This is a genomic window from Hydrocarboniphaga sp. (assembly GCF_028291725.1).
Classification (GTDB): Bacteria; Pseudomonadota; Gammaproteobacteria; order Nevskiales; family Nevskiaceae; genus Hydrocarboniphaga.
Map to the genome: position 1 here is coordinate 1 of NZ_JAQGNT010000005.1, position 19,119 is coordinate 19,119.

The following is a 19,119-nucleotide window of genomic DNA, read 5'->3' on the forward strand; positions in this document are numbered from 1 at the left end:
GACCGGCGATCCCTCGTCCGCCGACGGGCGGGGACGAGGGACGCGCCGGACTTTCTATTGCGGGCTCTTCAGCTTGCCGTTCGCCGCGGCCTTGGCGGTGACCTCGGCGATCTTGGCGGCGGGCTTGGGCAGCTTGACCACGGCCTCGACCGACCCGGCCTTCAGCACGGCGATGGCGCGCTCCAGCTGGAAGTCGCCCTTCTTGTCGTCGAAGCCCGTGGGCGGGGCCTCGGCCGGGGTGTGGACGCCCTTGCGCGACTTGCCCTCTTCGGAATTGAGGGCGTTCTTGAAGCTGGCCTCGCTGAACCACACCCGGTTGGCGATGTCCTGGGCCTGGTCGCGGGTCTGAGCCACTTCCAGGTCCGGTTCGATGCCGGTCTTCTGGATCGAGCCGCCCGACGGCGTGTAGTAGCGCGCCGTGGTCAGCTTGATCGCGGAGTCGTCGGACAGCCGCATGATGGTCTGCACCGAGCCCTTGCCGAAGCTCTTGGTGCCGAGCAGGATCGCGCGCTTTTGATCCTGTAGCGCACCGGCGACGATTTCGGCGGCGGAAGCCGAGCCGCCGTTGATCAGCACGATGATCGGCTTGCCGTCGAGCAGGTCGCCGGACTTGGCGTCGAACTCACGGTTCTCGTCGGCCTCGCGCGAACGCACCGAGACGATCGGCCCGGATGTCAGCAGCGCATCGCCGACCCGGATCGCCTCGTCGAGCGCGCCACCCGGATTGTTGCGCAGGTCTAGCACCACGCCTTTGATCGGCTGATTCGCGGAGTCCTTGATCAGCTTCTTCAACTCGTTCTCGAACGACTCGCCCGTGTTCTGATTGAAGCTGCTGATCCGCACGTAGCCGAACTGCGGCTCCAGCATCTTGCTGCGTACCGACACCAGTTTGATCTTGTCGCGCTTCATGTCGAAGATCATCGGCGCGGTCGCGCCCTCGCGCGCCACCGTCAGCACGATCTTGCTGCCGGGCACGCCGCGCATCTTGCTGACCGCATCGGTCAGCGACAGGCCTTTCACTGGCGTGTCGTCGATCTTGACGATGAAGTCGCCGGGCTGGATGCCGGCTTTTGCCGCCGGTGTGTCGTCGATCGGCGAGATCACGCGCACCAGGCCGTCCTGCATCTGCACCTCGATGCCGAGGCCGCCGAATTCGCCCTTGATGCTGGTTTCGAAGCTGGTGTATTCCTCGCCCGCCATGTAGGCCGAATGCGGGTCCAGGCCGGCGAGCATGCCGCGCAGCGCGTCGTCGAGCAGCTTCTTGTCGTCGACCGGTTCGACGTAGCCCTGCTTGATCATCTCCATCACACGGACGAAGTTCTGCAGGTCCTTGACCGGCAGTGCGCCCGCCGCCGGCGCACTGCGCTCAGCGAAAACGCCGGTGGTCAGGGTGACGCAGGTGCCCAGAAAAACGCCGGCCGCGAGGGCCAGAGGAACACGTAGCCGATTAGGCATGAACTCGAAACTCCACAACTGAACTGAAGCAGGAGAAAAAAAGAAGGACACGGGGACCGACGACGATAGCATACAGACCCCACCATTCCAGGTCGGTTCATGCTCCCCAACCGATGATCGCCGGAGTTTTGCCTGATGTCTCGCTCGAAGCAGCGAATGTACCGCCGTAACGGATGGACGGGGGCGCCCATTCGCCGTCTACACCAACAGCATTGGCGCGGCGGCAAGTGAACACCTGTTCCGCTTGTCCCATACTCCGGCGTATCGGTAACATGAGCCCCGCCAATGCGCTGCCGTACGGATGACCAAGACGATGGAAACTCAGAACATGACCCCGCCGCGCAATGCTCCGCGCGCCACACTGACCGCCGCCAACTGGGCCGAGGCCGCGCTGGACGCCATCGCGGAAAACGGCATAGAAGCGGTTGCGGTCGAGCCGCTGGCGCGCCGGCTGGGTGTGACCAAGGGCAGCTTCTACTGGCACTTCACGCATCGCGAGGCGCTGCTGCACGCGGCCTTGGAGCTGTGGGAGCGCTATGAAACGGCCGACACCATCGCCCGCGCCGAGAATGGGGCCGACACCCGCGAGCGTCTGCACTCGCTGTTCTTCCAGCTGGCCAATACCGACCAGCGCTCCGAGCGCGTGCTGCTGGCGCTATCGGGTTCGGACAACGCCGCCGCCCGCGCCTGCGTGCAGCGCGTCACCGAATGCTGGCGTGCCTATGTCGAAGACGCCTACTTCACTCTGGGCCTGAACCGCACCGGCGCCCGGCACTGGGCGACGCTGGCCTATTCGACCTATATCGGGACGGTGCGCATGCGCCGTGACAACCCCGATGCGCTGCCCACCGGTAGTGACTTCAATGACTACCTGCGCTTCCTGATCAAGATGCTGATCCCGGGTCCGGCGCCTGCCGCGCGCGACTCCGAATTGCTCAACGCTGCGCGTCCGGCCACCGAGCGTCTGCCGGCCTGAAGCCCATTCGACTTCGTTAGCCAGGACCTACTCATGTCCCTCGTTGCCGCGATTGCCGGCGTCATCGCCGTCGCGTGGGCGCTCGCCTATGTCGGCGCGCCGCTGTGGGTCTGGACTGTCGGCGCCGCGGCGGCTTATGCGGCTGGCGTCGCGGCGGGTTCGATCGGCCTGATCGGCGCAATTGCGCTGGGCGTGCCGCTGGCGCTACTGGCGTTTCTCAACATTGTGCCGCTGCGCCGTTCGCTGATCACCCGGCCGGTGTTCGGCGTGTTCAAGAAAGTGCTGCCGGAGATGTCATCCACCGAGCGCGAAGCGCTCGAAGCCGGCGACGTCTGGCTCGAGGCCGAGATGTTCCGCGGCCGCCCGGATTGGTCCAAGCTGCTGTCCTTCCGCTATACCCGGCTGACCCGGGAAGAGCAGAGCTTTCTCGATAACGAAGTCGAGGAGCTGTGCAAGCTGGTCGATGACTGGAAGCTGGAGTTCGAGGACAGGGATCTGCCGGCGGCGGCCTGGCAGTACCTCAGAAGCCATCGCTTCTTCGCCATGCTGATCAAGAAGGAATATGGCGGTCTGGGGTTCTCGGCCGCCGCGCAGTCGGCGGTCGTCACCAAGCTGGCGACCAAGTCGATCACGCTGGCGGTGACCGTGATGGTGCCGAACTCGCTGGGGCCGGGCGAGCTGCTGATGCACTACGGCACCGACGCGCAGAAGCAGCAATGGCTGCCCGGCCTGGTCAACGGTACCGAGCTGCCCTGCTTCGGCCTGACCGGCCCGGAAGTCGGCTCGGACGCGACCGCGATGCCGGACTCGGGCGTGGTGTGCTATGGCGAGCACGAAGGATCGAGAGTGCTCGGCATCAAGCTGAATTTCTCCAAGCGCTACATCACGCTGGCGCCAGTGGCGACGGTGGTCGGCCTGGCCTTCAACCTGCGCGACCCGCAGGGCCTGCTCGGCGACGCCACCCGCAGCGCAACACCCACCGATCTGGGCATCACCTGCGCGCTGGTCCCGGCCCGGCACGCAGGCATCCACATCGGCCGCCGGCACTATCCGGGCGCGGCGTTCATGAACGGCCCGATCTTCGGCAAGGATGTGTTCATCCCGGTCGAATGGATCATCGGCGGCCCGAAAAATGCCGGCAAAGGCTGGCGCATGCTGGTCGAGTGCCTGTCGGCCGGCCGCGGCATTTCGCTGCCGGCGCTGGCCACGGCCGGCGGCCAGGCCGCGTATCGCATGGTCGGTGCCTACGGCCGCATCCGCCGCCAGTTCCGCATGGCGGTCGGCAAGTTCGAAGGCGTGCAGGAAGCCACCGGCCGCATCGCCGGCAACACCTACACCCTGGAGGCGATGCGGATTCTCACCGCGTCGGCGGTGGATCACTGCGCGCCGTCGGTAGTGACCGCGATCGCCAAGTACCACATGACCGAATTGCTGCGGAAAGTGGTGACCGACGCCATGGACGTGCTGTCCGGCCGAGGCATCCAGCAGGGTCCGCGCAATCCGCTGTCGACGGCCTACAAGACCGTGCCGATCGCGATCACGGTGGAAGGTGCCAACATCCTGACCCGCAACCTGATGATCTTCGGCCAGGGCGCGATCCGCTGCCACGAGTACGTGTTCCCGGAGATGGAGGCCGCGCGCGACAACGATCTGGTGGCCTTCGACAAACTGCTGTTCGGCCACATCGGCTTCTCGATCAACCGCGGCGTGCGCGCGCTGACGCTGGGCCTGAGCGGCTCGGCGCTCGCCAAGTCGCCGATGCCCGGTGCGATGGCGCCGTACTTCAAGCAGTTCGAGCGCTTCTCGGCCGCGCTGGCGTTCAGCAGCGATGTGACCATGGGCGTGCTCGGCGGGGAGCTGAAGCGCAAGGAGCGTCTGTCGGCGCGCCTTGGCGACGTGCTGTCGCAGCTCTACATCGGCTGCGCGGTAATGAAGTTCTACATCGACAACGGCCAAAAGCCCGAGGAACTCGACCATGCGCGCTGGGCACTGGACCAGTGCCTGTTCGAAATCGGCAAGGCCTTCGACGGCTTCTTCGACAACTTCCCGGTGCGCATCGTCGCGCGTGTGATGCGCCTGGCGGCGTTCCCCCTCGGCAATCACTACAAGCCGGTTTCGGACGCGCTCAACGCCAGGCTCGCCGACCAGATCATGGAGGACAGTGAGCTGCGCGACCGCCTGAGCCACCTGGTTTTCGTCAATGGCGGCAAGGACGAGGCGACCGGCCGCATCGAGCATGCGTTCAAGCTGCTGCAAAAAGCCGAGGCTCCGTACCTGAAGTACTTCAAGGCCGTGGCCAAGGGCGAGCTTGCCGGCCACGACACCGACTCGCGTCTGGCGGAGGCAGTCGCTCGTGGCCTGCTCAACCCCGAAGAGTCGCGTCTGGTAGCCGAATACGATGCCGCCCGATACGACGTGATCCTGACCGACGACTTCAGCGCCGAGTACGTCGCCGGCCACTACGCAGCCGAACCGGAAAGCAGGCGAGCCGAGATTCTGGAGTTCACCGGCAACCGCGCCCGCGTCGCCTGATAGGCGGCGCCGCCACCCAAAAGGCCGGGGACAACCCGGTCTTTTGGGTGTCTCAGGCTGCGACGAACATTCTCCCGTAACGCGAACTCCGGTAGCCTTCGGACTCATGAAACCCAAACGGACCACTCGAACGATGTCGCTTGCGCGGCTGGCTCGCCCGCTCGCAGCGGCCACCGCGTTGCTGGCAGCGCCGCCGGTGCTGGCGCTCTCGCCGAACTTGCTGGTGCCCAGCGCGCTGCCCTACAACGTCTATCGTGGCGGCTCGCTGCTCGGCGAGGGCCTGATCTCGCTAAAGCCGGCGGGCACGCCGGATTGCTGGTTCTTCAGCCAGGAGGCGTCGCCCAAATCCTGGCTCAAGCTGCTGTCCGGCGACGTCCTCGAGCAGAGCAATTTCTGTGTGCAGGACGGCAAGATCCGCCCGGTTGCTTATCGCTACAGCCGCGACGGTGTCGGCTCCGGCAAAGAGAACTTCTCGCTGCGCTTCGACTGGCCCAAGCAGCAGGCGATCTACCAGAACGGCGACGTCCGGCCGATCACCGAAGGCACACTGGACCGGCTCAGCATCCAGCTCGCGCTGCGCGACTGGCTGCTGAGCGAGAGGTCCGCGACCGGCAAGGAGCCGGTCGGCGAACACGAGGTCAAGTTCGCCGATCGCAAGAAGGTCGACAGCTACCGCTTCGAGGTGCGCGCGCACGAGCGCGTCACGGTCCCGGCCGGCACCTTCGACACCACGCGCCTGGACCGCACCGACAGCAAGACCCGGCGCACCCAGTTCTGGCTGTCGCCCGAGCACGGCTACATCGTGATCAAGGCCGAGCAGCAGCGCGACGACGACCCGGTGGTCAAGCTGATGCTGAACAAGCTGCCGCCGGAACTGCTACCGGCAGCGGCAGCGTCTGCTTTGCCAAAACCCGATTAGCGCAGCACCCGGTCCTCCGCTGCGATCACAAGAACGTCGAACCTAGGTCGAACGTAGAACGCGCGCGTTCCAGGGAGGAGCATGCCGCACCATGCGCCACTGATCGCTGCCATCGTTGCCGGCATCGTGCTGGCGACGATACTCGGTGCGATCGCCAACCGGCTGCGGCTGTCACCGCTGGTGGGCTATCTGTTCGCGGGCGTGCTGGTCGGGCCGTTCACGCCCGGCTTTGTCGCTGACCAGGAGCTGATACCGCAACTCGCCGAAATCGGGGTGATCCTGCTGATGTTCGGCGTCGGCCTGCATTTCTCGCTGGGCGATCTGCTGTCGGTCAAACACATCGCGATCCCGGGCGCCTTGGTGCAGATCGTGGTCGCGACTGCGATGGGCGCCGGCCTGGCGATGCTGCTCGGCTGGAGCCTCGCTGCCGGGCTGGTGTTCGGTCTGGCACTGTCGGTCGCCAGTACCGTGGTGCTGCTGCGCGCGCTTGAGGAGCGCAAGCTCACCGAGACGCCGCGCGGCAAGATCGCGGTCGGCTGGCTGATCGTCGAAGACCTGGCGATGGTGCTGGTGCTGGTGCTGCTGCCGGTGTTCGCCGAAGCGCAGCGCGGCAGCGGCGCGACGCCGATGCAGCTGATCGGCACGATCGCGCTGACGCTGGGCCAGGTGGCCTTGTTCGTCGCGCTGATGCTGATCGTTGGCCGCCGCGTGATTCCGAAGTTACTGGAGCGCGCCGCGCGCAGCGGATCGCACGAGCTGTTCACGCTGACGGTGCTGTCGATCGCGCTCGGTGTCGCGTTCGGTTCGGCAGCGCTGTTCGGCGTTTCGTTCGCGCTCGGCGCGTTCTTCGCCGGCATGGTGCTCAACGAGTCCGAGCTGTCACACGACGCCGCGCGCGAGACGCTGCCGCTGCGCGACGCTTTCGCGGTGCTGTTCTTCGTCTCGGTCGGCATGCTGTTCGACCCGAGCATCCTGCTGCGCGAACCGCTGCAGGTGCTGGCGACACTCGGCATCATCGTGGTCGGCAAATCGATTGCCGCCTTGCTGATCGTTCGTGCCTTCGGCCACGCGATGCCGACCGCTGCGACGATTGCCGCGAGCCTGGCGCAGATCGGCGAGTTTTCTTTCATCCTGGTGACGATGGGTACCGACCTGGATCTGTTGCCGGCTTCGGCACGCGACCTGGTGCTGGCCGGCGCGATTAGCTCGATCCTGATCAATCCGCTGCTGTTCGTCGCGCTGGATCGCTTCGAGTCGCGCAGCCGCGGCAGGCGCACGATGGAGCCGGTGGCACTGGGTATGAGCGGCCACAACATCCTGGTCGGCTTCGGCAGAGTCGGCGCGCAGATCGGCGAGAATCTGCGCGGCGGAAATCACCCGCTGGTGGTGATCGAAACCCAGGACGATCCGGCCGACGCAGCGCGGAAACAGGGTTTGCCGCTGGTGTTCGGCAATGCCGCGACCCAGGATCTGCTGCGCGCCGCCGGCATCAAGCGCGCAGCGCGCTTGCTGGTCGCGATACCGAACGCGCTCGAAGCCGCTCGCGTGATCGAACTCGCGCGCGCCGACAATCCCGGCATCCAGGTCATTGCACGTGCGCATTCCGACGCCGAGGAAAAACACCTGCGCAAGAGTGGCGCCGACCGCATCATCATGGGCGAGCGCGAAATCGCGCGCTGCATGGCGGAACTGGTTCTCTCACCGACCCCGTAGGTCGGCAATCCCTTGCCGACGCGGACGCCCAGCGATTTACACTAGCTTCAGCAGTAGCGCGCCGACTCTGCGCGTGAAGTTCGTATACGGCGGATAGAACAGTGCCGCCAGTTGATACCGATTCCGCACCACCGCGCGCTCGTGCGAGAACGCCTTGAAACCGTACAGGCCGTGCGCACTGCCGATGCCGGAGTTGTTGACGCCGCCGAACGGCAGCCGTCCGTGAATGAACTGCACCACCGAATGATTGATGCAGGTTCCGCCGGCGCTGGTGCGCTTCAGCAGCGCATTGATGTTGGCCTCCTTGCGGCTCCAGATATACAGCGCCAGCGGCTTGGGCGCGCCATTGATCTCGGCGATCACCCGGTCCAGATCGCCGTAGCCGATGATCGGCAGCAGCGGCCCGAAGATTTCCTCGCTCATGATTTTCGCGTCGGCCGGAATATCGGTCAGCAAGGTCGGCGCGACGAAACAGTCGGCCTCGCTGACGGTGCCGCCGCTCAGCACCTTGGCGCCGCGCGAGGCCGCGTCGCTGAGCAGGCCGGCAAGGCGCTGCGTATGCCGCGTGTTGACCACGCGCGCCAGATACGGCGAGGCCATCTGCGCCTGCTGGGTGTCACCATACGACGAGCTCAGCACTTCGCGGCACAGCCTGATGAACTCGTCCTTGACCGAGTTGTGCACGTAGATATGATCCGGCGCGATGCAGGTCTGGCCGTTGTTGGTGTACTTGCCCCATAGAATGTTCTTCGCCGCGGCTTTCAGATCGGCGGTCTCGTCGACGATGGTCGGCGACTTGCCGCCGAGTTCCAGCGTCACGCTGGTCAGATGCCTGGCCGCCGCCGCCATCACCACTTTGCCGATCGCCGGGCTGCCGGTGAAGAAGATGTGATCGAAGGGCAGCTCGAGCAGCGTGGTCGACACCGAGGCATCGCCGTCGAAAATCGCGACCTCGTCCTCCGAGAACAGCTCGCGGATCAGCCGCACCATCACCGCGGTGGTGTGCGGTGTCATCTCGGATGGTTTCAGGATCACGGTATTGCCGGCGGCCAACGCCGACACCAGCGGCCCCAGCGTCAGATTCGCCGGGTAGTTCCAGGGCGAGATGATCAGGCAGCGGCCGCGCGCCTCGTGCTGTACCCAGGCCTGGGTGCCGAACATCATCATCGTCGGGAATACCCGCTGTGGCTTCGTCCAGCGGCGCAGGTGGCGCAGCGCGTCGTTGGCTTCGGCCACGATCGGCAGGATTTCGGTCAGGTCGACTTCAGCCGCGGGCTTCTTGAAGTCGCGCATACCGGCGTCGTAGAAATCCGGTGTTGCCGCCAGCACCGCCGCCTTCAGCTTGCGGATCTTGGCGGCGCGCTCCTCGGCCGTGGAGGTTCGCAGCCGCAGCGCGGTATCGCGCTGGCGCTCGAATACGCGCAGGATCTCGGACTGCTTGGAGGCGACGGCGGTCGCCGCCGGCCTTGCTCCGGGCAAGTAGGACACATTGGCGTTCATCGACATCGCTCCTCCACAGAATAAAACGATCGGTCAGTGGCCGAATTATAGGCCCGCCGAGTCGCCGCGACTATTGTGACCGCGACCTTGGCAATGCTAGAACGTTCGGCGCGGCGGGCGTACTACCCGAACGTGGCGGTAGCCCTCAAAAAGAACCGCTGATAACGATGAGGAGCAGCAGCGAATGACCAGAAAGATGAATCCACTGGACGCCTCGTGGCTGTTCGTGGACTCGCAGCGCACGCCGATGCACGTCGGCGTGCTCGCCATCTTTTCGCTGCCCGCCGACGCCAGCCCCGATTTCATCAAGAACTTGTTCCTGCATCTGCGTGGCCCGGCGGCTTTCGTGGCGCCGTTCAACCTGCGCCTGCGGCAGCCGCGCATCACGATCTTCAGCAGCCGCTTGATTCCCAGCTGGGAGGAAGATCCGCAGATCGATCTGGATTACCACCTGCGTCATTCCGCGCTGCCGCAACCCGGTGGCGAGCGCGAACTCGGCGTGCTGGTGTCGCGTCTGCATTCGCATCCGCTGGATTTCGCCAGGCCGCTGTGGGAGTGCCACATCATCGAAGGCCTGGCCAATGATCGCTTCGCGCTGTACATGAAGATGCATCACTCGCTGGTCGACGGCGTTGGCGGCATGCGCATGGTCAGCCGCCTGCTGTCGCCGGACGATCATGTGATGAATCTGCCGCCGCCCTGGGCCGTCGGCACCGGCGAGAAGAAGCGTGTCGCGCGCCAGGCTGGCCCCAGCTGGCAGCAGCTCGCCGAGCAGGCCAAGGCGCAGGCGCGCTACCTGCCCGAAGTCAGTCGCGCGATCGCCGGTACCTGGGTTGAAACGCTGCAGAACACACACCCGGAACTGGGCTCACCATTCCGTGCGCCGCGCTCGATTCTCAATGGCAAGGTTTCCGCGCAGCGCCGGTTCGCGACCCAGCATTACGATCTGGCGCGGATGCGCGTGCTCGCCAAGCGCGCCAAGGTCACGCTCAATGATGTGTTTCTCGGCCTGTGCGCCAGCGCGCTGCGGCGCTATCTGGAAGAGCTGGACGCGCTGCCCGAGCAACCGCTGACCGCGGGCCTGCCGGTGTCGGTGCGGCCTGCAGGCGATGGCGACAGCGGCAATGCCATCAGCTTCATCATCGCCAACCTGCATACGCATATCGCCGATCCGCTGCAGCGTCTGGCGCTGATCCGCGAATCGACGCAGAAAGCCAAAGCCAAGTTCCAGACTCTGCCGAAAGAAGCGATCACCGCGTACACCAGCCTGTTCATGGCGCCGTTCATGCTGCAGCTGATGACCGGCATGGGCGGCCTGATGCGGCCGATGTTCAACATCACGATCTCGAACGTGCCCGGCCCGGACCAGACCCTGTATTTCAACGGCGCGCGCATGGACCAGATGTATCCGCTGTCGCTGCTCAGCCACGGCCAGGCGGTGAACATCACCGTGGTCAGCTATGCGGGCCAGTTCAACGTCGGCTATACCGGCTGCCGCGATACGCTGCCGCATATGCAGCGCATATCGGTTTACACCGGCGAGGCGCTGCTGGAGCTGGAGAAACTGCTGGGGATCGAGCCCGCGAAAGATTGATCGAGTTTCAATACGCGGCACTGTAGGAGCGGTCCTTGACCGCGATTGCGCACTGACGGATTCGTCGCGAGCCCGATCTCGATACCGACCCAATCAGGCAACCACCGGGTTGCTCTTTGCGGCCGATCGCGTTATAAAAAGAGCAACCAGGGGGTTGCTCATAAATACCGACAGAATCGAAAAGCAGGTGGTGTTGCGGGCGCAGCGCGAGCGCGTATGGCAGGCGGTCAGCGATGCCGGGCAGTTCGGACACTGGTTCGGCGTCGCTTTCGACGGCCCTTTCGTCGAAGGCGCCCGGATGATCGGCCGGATCACGCCGACGCGGGTCGACGCCGAAGTTGCCAAGCTGCAGCAGCCGCACGAGAACAAGCCCTTCGAGTTCCACGTCGACCGGATCGAGCCGATGGACCGGATCACGTTCCGCTGGCACCCGTTCGCGATCGAGCCCGGCACGGACTATTCGCAGGAGCCGATGACGCTGATCGAGTTCGTGCTCGACGACCACGCCGACGGCACGCGGCTGACGATCACCGAATCCGGCTTCGACCGCATTCCGCTGGCGCGGCGCGCGCAGGCCTTCGCCGCCAACGAGGGCGGATGGACGCATCAGATCGAGCTGATCCGCAAATACCTGCTGCTGCAGCAGGCCTGAACCCAGCCAGGATCCGGATTCCCCGATGCCGCAAAAATCCGCCGCACCGGGGCGGCTGTACGACAACGCAGCAGTGTTCGCCGCGCTCGGCGATGCTACGCGACTGCGCCTGGTCGCCCGGCTCTGCGAGAACGGCCCGCAGTCGATCGTCCGGCTGACCGAAGGCGGCGAAGTGTCGCGGCAGGCAGTCACCAAGCATCTGCGCGCGCTGGAGCACGCCGGGCTGGTACGCAGCGGCCGTAGCGGCCGCGAGCGCCTGTGGGAAGTCCGCACCCAGCGGCTGGCAGAGGCGCGGCGCTGCCTCGACCAGATATCCGAGCAATGGGACCACGCACTCGAACGCCTGCGCAGCCTCGTCGAAGCGGATTCCCGGTGAACCAATCCCGCCGCGCGCATCGTCATCTCGAAAAAACTCGCCGACCCTTGTCGAAACCGTGACTTCCGGTTCGTCGTATCAGTAGAGCCCGGAATCAAGGGCCCTAACTGAAACCCGAAACCTGTAGGAGATACGCCGATGAAGTTCATGGTGATAGTCAAGGCGGACCAGGACACCGAGGCCGGCGTGATGCCGAGCGAGGAGTTGCTGACCGAGATGGGCAAGTTCAACGAGGAGCTGGTGAAGGCCGGCGTGCTGCTCGCGGGCGAGGGGCTGCACCCGAGTTCCAGGGGCGTGCGCGTGCGGTTCTCAGGCAAGCAGCGCAGCGTCATTGCCGGGCCTTTCGCCGAAACCAAGGAGTTGGTCGCCGGTTTCTGGCTGATCCAGACCCCATCCATGGACGAGGCGATCGAGTGGATCAAGCGCGCACCGTTTGACGGCGGCACCGAGATCGAGATTCGCAAGTTGTTCGAGGCGGAAGACTTCGGCGCCGAGTTCACGCCGGAGCTGCGCGAGCAGGAAGAGCGCCTGCGTGCAGCCGTGTCGGAGAAGCACTAGCGAGGCTCTACCTCAGACCGACGAGCACTGGCAGCCGAACGAGAACAGCGGAACCACCGAAGACACCGACGGCACCAAAAAATAGATCAACATCGCGACGCTGCAGCGCGCCTTCGCCGGCTAGCGCTGACTGTTTTCCAATCGCCAATCTAATTACCGATTAAAGGAATACATCATGACCACCATCACACCGTATCTATCGCTCAACGGCCAGTGCGAGGCCGCGTTCAAGTTCTACGAGCAGCACCTGGGCGGCAAGATCGAAGCGATGATGACCTTCGGCGAGACCCCGGCCTGCGGGCATGTCTCGGCCGATCATCAGAAAAAGATCATGCATGCCTGCATTGCGCTCGGTGAGCAGAGGCTGATGGGCTCGGATGGGATGCCCGAAGAAGCCCACAACGGCGTCAAGGGCTGCTCGGTCGCGCTAGGCGTCGACAGCATCGCCGAGGCGGAACGCATCTTCGCGGCGCTGTCGCAGAACGGCACGGTGGAGATGGCGCTGGATAAAACCTTCTGGGCGGTGCGTTTCGGCGCAGTGACCGATCAGTTCGGCGTGCCCTGGCTGATCAACTGCGAGAAGGACGGCTGAGGTTTGGCCCGCGTCACACCCTGCAGCCAGGGCAAGTCGATATTGAGCACTTCCCGATACAGGACCAGGATTGCCGCGAGAGCCAGTTTTTGTGCGGGCTGCCGCCGTCAGATCGGCAGCCAAATGAGTGAGAAAGGCCTCGACTTCCTGCGGCCCCAGGCCGCGCGGATGTCGCTGGCCATGAAAACGGATGAAGCGTTTAATCCAGAGCAGATAGGCCTCTTCGGTACGGAGATTGTAGTGCTTGCCCCGAATCTTGAACCGCACCGCCTGCAACAGCCCCCAGAGGCTTTTCCTGTGACGCCGTATTCGACGAATAATCTGCCCCATCAATCCCTATCCGCTTTGCGATCAAGTGACTCACACGAAGGTTTTAAGGGGTTACGCTTCACGTGTCCGGGCTACGGGTCACAATTAGACGGGCCGATTTGGCGTCGGGCGGAGAAGAGCATCGCCTTCACAGAGGAGACACTCCCATGAACAAAGTGACGCCTTTCCTCATGTTCAACGACCAGCTCGAAGCGGCGATCGAGTTCTACACCGCGACGTTTCCGAACTCCGAAGTACGCAACGTCGCCCGCACGGGCAAGGACGGTCCCATCAGCTCCGCCGAGTTCGTCGTTGGTGGTCAACTCTTCATGGGCTACAACGGAGGTTCGTACTTCAGCTTCTCTGAGGGGGTCTCGCTCTACGTGAACTGCGCGGATCAGGATGAAGTGGATGAATACTGGGACAAGCTCGTGAAGGCAGGAGCGAAGCCCACGGCATGCGGTTGGATCAAAGACCCCTTCGGTCTCTCCTGGCAAATTGTCCCGAGACGATTCACCGAGCTGATCCGTGATAGGGACCCCAGGAAGGTGAAGGCTGTGATGGAAGCCATGATGACGATGGTGAAGCTCGACGTGGCTGAGCTCGAGAGAGCCTACAACGAGGCGTAGTCGTGCTCGTCCAGTCAGATGCCCGAGCTTTCCATGAATGCTGTTCAACCATGCGTTGCAGCCGCACAGCCCGCCTCCGGCGGGCTGTGCGGCTGAACTGGGTCGTTGAGGCTGTAGAAAAATGAAATCGGGCACTGAAAGTCGAGCGAGAAACCCACCCTGCGCGAGTTCTGATCGACTCGTTGAAGTCGAGCGCGTCAGAATTCAACGTAGGCGTATAGGTTTCCGCTTTTCTGGCAGTTCAGGGCGGGCGCTCGAACATTTTTCTACAGCCTCGTTAGACCGCACAAAACGCCGCGCACTTGACTCGGAAGACATCTGTCCATACATTTGCCGCTGTGGACATCGACTGGGATCCCAAGGAGGCTGAGGCAAACCTCCGAGACCACGGAATGTCATTTGCCGAGGCGGCGACCGTACTGACGGACGAGTACGCGTTGACGCGGGACGATCCGGATTCCATTGGTGAGCAGCGCTTCGTTTCCCTCGGAATGAGCGCTACTGGTGCCTTGCTCGTGGTGGTTTACACCCACCGTGAACCCAACATCTATCGCCTGATCTCCTCGTGGAAGGCGAACAAACCGCAAAGGAAGCAGTATGAAAAAGGTCACCGCTGAACCATATCGTGACATCGATTTCTCCAAGGCCACGCGGGGCCCCGTCATCCCTGCCGAGTCGGGCAAGACAAAGATCTCAATTCGTATCGACAACTCCGTCATCGAGTATTTCCGCGCTCAAGTTGAGCGTGCTGGTTCTGGGAACTACCAAACGCTGATGAACGATGCTCTGGTTGCGTTCATTCAGCAGCGTTCCGTCGTCGATGCAGTGCGACAGGTTGTACGAGAAGAGCTATCAATCCCAAGAGCAAAGCCGAAGCAAACGCGGGCGCGTACTGTTGCTGCGTGAGCGTGCGTTCAACCCGGCGCTCAACCGTAAGCGCCCGAAAAGCCGGGCACCCCGCTTAGTTCTGCGTTTGGACGACACAACAGGCCGCATTTCTCAGGTCGATTTTCGGGTGTTACTATGGTGACACCCAATCTGGAGTGCCCGGACGTGTCTACGACATCACTGAAGCTTCCTGAAGACGTAAAGCTGCTTGCTGCTGCGGCTGCAAAGCAGCAAGGTGTCACACCCCATGCATTTATGGTTGATGCCATTCGTGCCGCAGCCACAAATGCGGAGCGGCGAGCGCAGTTCGTCGCTGACGCTGTTGCTTCAAGAAAAGAAGCAGTTAAATCTGGCAAGGGGTACGCAGCGGCGGAGGTACATGCCTACCTGCAAGCTCGGGTTCAGGGTAAGTCCACCCCAAAGCCGAGGGCAAAAACCTGGCGCGCGTAATCTACGCCGAGCGAGCGCTCTCTGATCTCGTCAGGCTCACCGATTTTCTCTTGCAGGCTGAGCCAGCCGCTGCGCCGGAAACGGTGGATCTCATCGCCGAGGCTGTGCAAGTCCTTGAGAATCATCCCCTGATAGGGCGCTCCGCGGAGCAGGGGCTAAGAGAGCTCGTTATTTCTCGTGGCAGGTCTGGCTATGTTGCGCTGTACAGCTATGAGCTGGAGCAGGACATGGTGCTTGTGCTTTCAGTACGACATCAACGCGAAGCTGGCTATGTGCCGGAGTAGGTGGCGTGTCGTCCAACATAAGCACTAGTACACAATTGCCGAGCGAATCGCGTCATGCAGCGTCGGCGCGCTCGCCAGCACGCTGGTCGTGTCGAGGCCGATCGGCGCGCCGCGCAGGTCGGTGAATACGCCGCCGGCTTCGCGCACGATCACCGTCAGCGCGGCGATGTCGAGGATGTTGACGTCGGACTCGAGAACCGCGTCGATGCGGCCCGTTGCCAGCAGGTGGTAGTGCAGAAAATCGCCGTAGCCGCGGATCCGGTGCAGCCGCGGGATCAGCGCGCCGAGGCGCGACCAGGCTTCAGGCTGGCGCGCGAGACTCGCCAGGTTGCCGGTCGACAGCGTGGTTTTTTCGATCGCCGACGCCGTCGACACCGCCAGGCGTTCGCCGTCGAGCCAGGCGCCTGCACCTTTTTCCGCATGGATGATTTCACCGCGGCCGCCGTTCCAGCACGGCGCGCTGGATACGCCCAGCACCAGCTCACGGCGATGCATCAAGGCAATCTGCACCGAGAACATCGGATAACCGCGGACGAAGGACTTGGTGCCGTCGATCGGGTCGACCAGCCACAGATACTCGGCGTCGGCGCGGTCGCGGCCGGTTTCTTCGCCGTAAAAACCATACTCCGGAAAGCGCTGCTTCAAAATCGCGCTGATCGCCTTCTCGGCGGCGACGTCGACCTCGGTCACCGGGCTCGCGTCGGACTTGTAGTCGACTGCGAAATTACCGCGGTACGCGCGGCGGATGATGGCGTTGGCGGCATCGGCGGCATCTAGCGCGGCTTGCAACTGGGGGCTGGGCATCGGCATCGGAACCGGTAGGGAGTCGGCGGGGCGAATGATAACTTGCAAGACAGCCGAGCCCGCGGCTGGGTAGAATCCACGCCGCAGGTTCCTGACGGCCGTTCGGCCGAAGGGTTAAACGGGAAGTTCGTGCAAAGCGAACACTGCCCCCGCAACGGTAAGTGGGAAGCCACGGCGATACGCCACTGGATCGGTCGCGATCCGGGAAGGTGCCGACGGCATGGCCCACGAGTCCGGAGACCGGCCTGCGAAGCCTCGGCCCGAACGTGCCGAGTCACCAGTCTGTTGCGGCGCGCGGGGACGTGTGCCGTGGGGAGAACCATCCGTGAAGTCTTTGTTCCAGCCTCTGCTGTTAGGGGCGATGCTCGCCGCGCCTGCCGTTTCCGTTGCCGATACCGATTCGGCTCCCACGCAACTCGATCCGGTGGTGGTGACGGCTACCGGCAATCCGACGCCGCTCACTGAGGTGCTGGCGCCGCTGCTGGTGATCACCCGCGAGCAGATCGAGCAGGCGCAGGCGGGCGATCTGGCCGAGCTGCTGCGCTTTTTCGCCGGCGTCGAACTCGGCCGCAACGGCGGCCCCGGATCGACCACCTCGGTGTTCATCCGCGGCGGCGAATCCAATCACACGCTGATCCTGATCGACGGCGTGCGCGTCAATCCCGCAACCTCCGGCGGCGCCGCGCTGCAGAACATCGCGCCCGATTCGATCGAGCGCATCGAAGTCGTCAAGGGCCCGCGCGCGACACTGTATGGATCGGACGCGATCGGCGGCGTCGTCAATGTGATCACGCGCAGTGGCGGCCTCGGCACGACGCTCGGCGCCAGCCTGCGTGGCGGCAGCGACGATACCGTCGACGGCAGCGTGCGCGCGGGGTACGCCGGCGAGCGCAGCAGCGCCAGCCTGCAGGTTCAGCACGAGGACACCGACGGCTTTCCGGCGCTGCGCGGTTTCGATCAGGACACCGGCTACCAGCGCACCAGCGTCAATGCCGACGGCAGCCTGAAGATCGGCGAGGCCACGATCGGCGCGCGTCTGTGGGACGCCCGCGGCGATGTTGAGTACTACGGCTACGACGCCAATTTCGACCGCGCCGTCGTATCCCAGGACTATCGCAACCAGGTCGCCGCGATCGACGCGACGCTGCCTTTGAACGACCGCCTCGGTGCGACCGTGAAAGTCAGTCGGATGCAGGACAGTGTCGAGCAGAACCAGAGCGACGACGAAGTCGAGACGATCCGCAGCGGGGCCGACGCCGGCCTGGTATGGACGCTGCCGAATCAGCGGATCACCGGTGGCGCCGGCTTCGTCCACGAGAGAGTCAGCGCACTGAGTTTCGGCAGCGCGATCGCCGAGGGCCGCGACGTCGGCACGCTGCATCTGCAGGACGAGTTGCACTACGGCCGCCACCGGGCGGTCGTCGGGGGCAGCTTCAGCGACTATGAAGGTTTCGGCAGCCGCTTCGACGGCACGCTCGATTACGGCTTCGATCTCAGCGACGCGACGCGGCTGGTCGCATCGGCCGCAACCGGCTTCCGCGCTCCCGACGCGACCGATCGCTACGGCTTCGGCGGCAATCCCGACTTGAAACCGGAGAAGGCACGCAACTACGAACTCGGCCTGCAGCAGCGCCTGGGCGCCTACCAGCGCGCCGATCTGCGAGTGTTCCGCAGCGACGTGGAGGATCTGATCAACACGATCTGTGACGAGAATTTCAACTGCACCGCGGTCAACGTCGACCAGTACCGCAACACCGGCGTGGAGATCAGCTACCACCTCAACTGGGACCACTGGTCAGCGACGCTCACCGGCCTGACTCAGGACCCGGAAGACCGCGCAACCGGCGAGCAGCTGCTGCGCCGCGCGAAGAACTCGGCCGCGCTGAAGCTGAGCCGTAGCTTGGGCATCTACAATGCGGGCATCGATGTGCTCGGCAGCGGTCCGCGCAAGGATTTCGGCGGTGTCGAACTGGGCGGCTACATGCTGATTGATCTGACCGGCGGCGTGCGTCTGGGCGAGCATGTGGCGCTGCGTCTGCGCGTCGAGAATCTGCTCGACAAGGACTATCAGACCGCCGCCGGATACAACCAGCAGGATCGCAGCTACTATGCGACCGCGAGCTATGCCTACTGAAGCGGCGCACCGGTTAACGGTCTACCAGCTGCACCTGTAGGAGCGGGTCATACCCGCGACTGTGCCGTTCAAGGCCGGAGTCGCGGGTATGACCCGCTCCTACAGCGGCGGCGATGGCCTCTCCGGGCCGGTATGTGGCCAGAATGCCGTTCACCGTGCAACGAACTTCTGATTCAGGCAACCAGCGGAGCCGTCATGGGTAATCGACTAAGCAAAATCGTCACGCGCACCGGCGACAAGGGCACCACCGGCCTGTCCACCGGCGACCGCGTGCCCAAGTTCGACCCGCGCGTCAAAGCGATGGGCGAGACCGACGAGCTGAATTCTCAGATCGGCGTGCTGCTGACGCAGAAGTTGCCGGCGGATATCCGCGCGACGCTGGAACGCGAGCAGCACACGCTGTTCAATCTCGGCGGCGAGCTGTCAATGCCGGGCGCGGTGTTCCTGAAAACCGCGGACGTGGAGCGGCTCGAGGCGGCCGGTGAAGCGCTCAATGAGCTGCTGCCTCCGCTCAAGGAATTCGTGCTGCCGGGCGGCACGGTGCAGGCCGCGACCTGCCATGTCGCGCGAGCGGTGGCACGCCGGCTCGAGCGCCAACTATGGGAGCTCAACGCGGCGGAGCCGCTGAACGAGGAACTGCTGCGCTACGCCAATCGCATGTCGGACTACCTGTTCATCGCCGCGCGTACGCTGGCGCGCATCGACGGAGCCACCGAACCGACCTGGGTGAAGTACTGACACAATAAGTAACACC

General features: G+C 64.1%; 20 protein-coding genes, 1 pseudogene and 1 riboswitch. Of the genes and pseudogenes, 16 read left to right on the forward strand and 5 right to left on the reverse strand.

Annotated features, from left to right (window positions below; translation table 11 throughout):
* Positions 1–54: 54 nt before the first annotated feature.
* Positions 55–1,455: a S41 family peptidase gene (locus tag JWQ90_RS01195; RefSeq protein WP_299688114.1), complete on the reverse strand. Its 1,401-nt coding sequence runs from the start codon at positions 1,453–1,455 to the stop codon at positions 55–57.
* Between the two features lie 328 nt (positions 1,456–1,783).
* Here JWQ90_RS01195 and JWQ90_RS01200 point away from each other — a divergent pair, with 328 nt between their 5' ends.
* The 4 genes from JWQ90_RS01200 (at position 1,784) to ybaL (ending at position 7,595) form a co-directional block, all read left to right on the forward strand.
* Complete coding sequence (locus tag JWQ90_RS01200; RefSeq protein WP_299688117.1) at positions 1,784–2,431, forward strand: TetR/AcrR family transcriptional regulator; 648 nt, start codon at positions 1,784–1,786, stop codon at positions 2,429–2,431.
* Positions 2,432–2,464: 33 nt separating this feature from the next.
* Positions 2,465–4,963 (forward strand): acyl-CoA dehydrogenase, encoded by a 2,499-nt coding sequence (locus tag JWQ90_RS01205; RefSeq protein WP_299688120.1) that lies wholly within the window; start codon positions 2,465–2,467, stop codon positions 4,961–4,963.
* A 133-nt stretch (positions 4,964–5,096) separates the two neighbouring features.
* Positions 5,097–5,882: a DUF3108 domain-containing protein gene (locus tag JWQ90_RS01210; RefSeq protein WP_299688123.1), complete on the forward strand. Its 786-nt coding sequence runs from the start codon at positions 5,097–5,099 to the stop codon at positions 5,880–5,882.
* Positions 5,883–5,963: 81 nt separating this feature from the next.
* Positions 5,964–7,595 carry a YbaL family putative K(+) efflux transporter gene (ybaL, locus tag JWQ90_RS01215; protein ID WP_299688126.1) on the forward strand — a complete coding sequence of 544 codons (1,632 nt, stop codon included), beginning with the start codon at positions 5,964–5,966 and terminating at the stop codon, positions 7,593–7,595.
* Between the two features lie 36 nt (positions 7,596–7,631).
* Here the strand turns inward: ybaL and JWQ90_RS01220 are convergent, their stop codons facing one another.
* Positions 7,632–9,101, reverse strand: a complete 1,470-nt coding sequence (locus JWQ90_RS01220) for an aldehyde dehydrogenase family protein (RefSeq protein ID WP_366919401.1) — start codon at positions 9,099–9,101, stop codon at positions 7,632–7,634.
* Positions 9,102–9,279: 178 nt separating this feature from the next.
* Here JWQ90_RS01220 and JWQ90_RS01225 point away from each other — a divergent pair, with 178 nt between their 5' ends.
* From JWQ90_RS01225 to JWQ90_RS01245, 5 genes are all read left to right on the forward strand, one after another.
* Positions 9,280–10,689, forward strand: coding sequence for a wax ester/triacylglycerol synthase family O-acyltransferase (locus JWQ90_RS01225; protein ID WP_299688132.1), 1,410 nt, complete (start codon positions 9,280–9,282; stop codon positions 10,687–10,689).
* A gap of 154 nt (positions 10,690–10,843) precedes the next feature.
* Positions 10,844–11,341: an SRPBCC family protein gene (locus JWQ90_RS01230; RefSeq protein ID WP_299688135.1), complete on the forward strand. Its 498-nt coding sequence runs from the start codon at positions 10,844–10,846 to the stop codon at positions 11,339–11,341.
* 25 nt (positions 11,342–11,366) lie between these two features.
* Entirely contained in the window at positions 11,367–11,717 is a 351-nt protein-coding gene (locus JWQ90_RS01235; RefSeq protein WP_299688138.1) for a metalloregulator ArsR/SmtB family transcription factor, read from the forward strand.
* Positions 11,718–11,855: 138 nt separating this feature from the next.
* Positions 11,856–12,275, forward strand: a complete 420-nt coding sequence (locus tag JWQ90_RS01240; RefSeq protein WP_299688141.1) for a YciI family protein — start codon at positions 11,856–11,858, stop codon at positions 12,273–12,275.
* 175 nt (positions 12,276–12,450) lie between these two features.
* Positions 12,451–12,867 (forward strand): VOC family protein, encoded by a 417-nt coding sequence (locus JWQ90_RS01245; RefSeq protein ID WP_299688145.1) that lies wholly within the window; start codon positions 12,451–12,453, stop codon positions 12,865–12,867.
* A gap of 150 nt (positions 12,868–13,017) precedes the next feature.
* On the opposite strand, the pseudogene JWQ90_RS29055 reads toward JWQ90_RS01245, so the two are convergent.
* A pseudogene (locus tag JWQ90_RS29055) lies at positions 13,018–13,197 on the reverse strand (phage integrase N-terminal SAM-like domain-containing protein); the annotation flags it as partial.
* Between the two features lie 146 nt (positions 13,198–13,343).
* On the opposite strand from JWQ90_RS29055, the gene JWQ90_RS01250 reads away from it, so the two are divergent.
* The 4 genes from JWQ90_RS01250 (at position 13,344) to JWQ90_RS01265 (ending at position 15,143) form a co-directional block, all read left to right on the forward strand.
* On the forward strand, positions 13,344–13,805 hold the full coding sequence (locus tag JWQ90_RS01250; RefSeq protein WP_299688147.1) for a VOC family protein: 462 nt from the start codon (positions 13,344–13,346) through the stop codon (positions 13,803–13,805).
* 338 nt (positions 13,806–14,143) lie between these two features.
* On the forward strand, positions 14,144–14,422 hold the full coding sequence (locus tag JWQ90_RS01255; protein WP_299688150.1) for a BrnT family toxin: 279 nt from the start codon (positions 14,144–14,146) through the stop codon (positions 14,420–14,422).
* On the forward strand, positions 14,403–14,711 hold the full coding sequence (locus JWQ90_RS01260; RefSeq protein WP_299688153.1) for a BrnA antitoxin family protein: 309 nt from the start codon (positions 14,403–14,405) through the stop codon (positions 14,709–14,711). Before JWQ90_RS01255 ends, JWQ90_RS01260 begins: the two co-directional genes overlap by 20 nt.
* A gap of 147 nt (positions 14,712–14,858) precedes the next feature.
* Positions 14,859–15,143, forward strand: coding sequence for a hypothetical protein (locus tag JWQ90_RS01265; protein ID WP_299688156.1), 285 nt, complete (start codon positions 14,859–14,861; stop codon positions 15,141–15,143).
* Here the strand turns inward: JWQ90_RS01265 and JWQ90_RS01270 are convergent.
* Positions 15,095–15,268 (reverse strand): hypothetical protein, encoded by a 174-nt coding sequence (locus JWQ90_RS01270; protein WP_299688207.1) that lies wholly within the window; start codon positions 15,266–15,268, stop codon positions 15,095–15,097. The genes JWQ90_RS01265 and JWQ90_RS01270 overlap by 49 nt on opposite strands.
* On the opposite strand from JWQ90_RS01270, the gene JWQ90_RS01275 reads away from it, so the two are divergent.
* Positions 15,194–15,427 carry a type II toxin-antitoxin system RelE/ParE family toxin gene (locus tag JWQ90_RS01275; RefSeq protein WP_299688159.1) on the forward strand — a complete coding sequence of 78 codons (234 nt, stop codon included), beginning with the start codon at positions 15,194–15,196 and terminating at the stop codon, positions 15,425–15,427. The two genes, JWQ90_RS01270 and JWQ90_RS01275, sit on opposite strands and share 75 nt — an antisense overlap.
* A gap of 24 nt (positions 15,428–15,451) precedes the next feature.
* Here the strand turns inward: JWQ90_RS01275 and JWQ90_RS01280 are convergent, their stop codons facing one another.
* On the reverse strand, positions 15,452–16,231 hold the full coding sequence (locus JWQ90_RS01280; RefSeq protein WP_299688162.1) for an inositol monophosphatase: 780 nt from the start codon (positions 16,229–16,231) through the stop codon (positions 15,452–15,454).
* 68 nt (positions 16,232–16,299) lie between these two features.
* Positions 16,300–16,495: riboswitch (cobalamin riboswitch) on the forward strand.
* Positions 16,496–16,556: 61 nt separating this feature from the next.
* On the opposite strand from JWQ90_RS01280, the gene JWQ90_RS01285 reads away from it, so the two are divergent.
* The gene (locus tag JWQ90_RS01285; RefSeq protein WP_299688165.1) at positions 16,557–18,365 is read left to right on the forward strand and encodes a TonB-dependent receptor; all 1,809 of its coding nucleotides are present in this window, start codon (positions 16,557–16,559) and stop codon (positions 18,363–18,365) included.
* A 195-nt stretch (positions 18,366–18,560) separates the two neighbouring features.
* Complete coding sequence (locus tag JWQ90_RS01290; RefSeq protein ID WP_299688168.1) at positions 18,561–19,103, forward strand: cob(I)yrinic acid a,c-diamide adenosyltransferase; 543 nt, start codon at positions 18,561–18,563, stop codon at positions 19,101–19,103.
* Positions 19,104–19,119: the final 16 nt, after the last annotated feature.